2 protein-coding genes are annotated in these 1,025 nt (G+C 51.3%); both read right to left on the bottom strand.

Features of this window, described 5'->3' with window-relative positions:
• On the bottom strand, positions 1 to 293 hold a 293-nt coding region (locus E1963_RS23560; RefSeq protein ID WP_201272079.1), incomplete at its 3' end, for a hypothetical protein.
• A gap of 58 nt (positions 294 to 351) precedes the next feature.
• A partial coding sequence (locus E1963_RS23565; protein ID WP_201272080.1) for a hypothetical protein occupies positions 352 to 1,025 on the bottom strand: 674 nt, incomplete at its 5' end.

The following is a 1,025-nucleotide window of genomic DNA, read 5'->3' on the forward strand; positions in this document are numbered from 1 at the left end:
TTTTTTCCTTCCTCTTCCTCCCTCTTTCCCTCCCCCTCTTCCCCCCCTTCCCCCCTTCTTTCTCTCGCCCCTTTTTTTTCCCTCCTTTCTTTTTCTTCTTTCTGTGGGAAACATCCCCTGAATCGTTCTTCTTTTCCTCCATTTCTCTCTTCTTCCCCTTTTCTTTCTCTCTCCGTGACGGTGGAGACGCTCCCTTCCCCCTCTTCCTTTCCCTCCCTTCCCCTCTCTTCCTCCTTTCCCCACTGTCCCTCTTTTTCCCTTCTCCCCTTCCTCATCTCCCCATGCGCTTGCAAGCTCCGCAGAACTGGGCCGCTTCGCAGGATGCCCTTTCCCCTCTTCCCCTTCCTTTCTCTACATCTTCATATCAAATCTTTCCTCCCTTCCCTCCCCTCCTCTTTTTTGTTCCCCCCTGGTACTTTGTTTTTTATCTTTTCTCTCTTCCTCTTCTCCCTCTCTTTTTTCCCTCTTTCCCTTCTTCCTTCCTCTCCCCTCCCCCCTCTTCTCCCTTTTCCTTCTTCCCTCTTCCTCTTTCCTCCTCCCCCTCTTTTCCCCCCTTCCCTCTTTCTTCCTCTCTTCCCCTCTTTCTCCTTCTCTTCCTCTTCCCCTTTTCTCTTTCTCTCTTCTTCTTCTTTCTTCTCTGGCAGAGGCTTCTTCGGAAGGTATATGTCCCTGTCTGATCCCCTTCCTCCTCTTCCCTTCCTCCTTCTTCTTGTCGTGCCGGCCGCTCTCCTCTCCTTTCTCTCCTTCTCTCCCTCCTTTTTCTTTCCTTTCCTCTGGTCTAAATCTTCTCAGACGAGCTTCTTCTCGTTTCTCTTTTTTCTCCTTCCTCCTTCTCCCCTTTCTCTTTTTCTTCTCCCTCCTCTTCCTTCTTTCCTCCCTTCCTTTTCTCCTTTTCCTCCTCCCCTCCCTTCTTCTCCTCTTTCCTTTCTCCTTTCCCCTCCTATCGCCCTCCTCCCTCCCCTTCTCCTCCCTTCTCCCTTCCTCTCCTTCCCTCTCCCTCCTTTTTCCTCTCTCCCTTCCTCTCT

This window comes from Extibacter muris (assembly GCF_004345005.1).
GTDB lineage: Bacteria > Bacillota > Clostridia > Lachnospirales > Lachnospiraceae > Extibacter > Extibacter muris.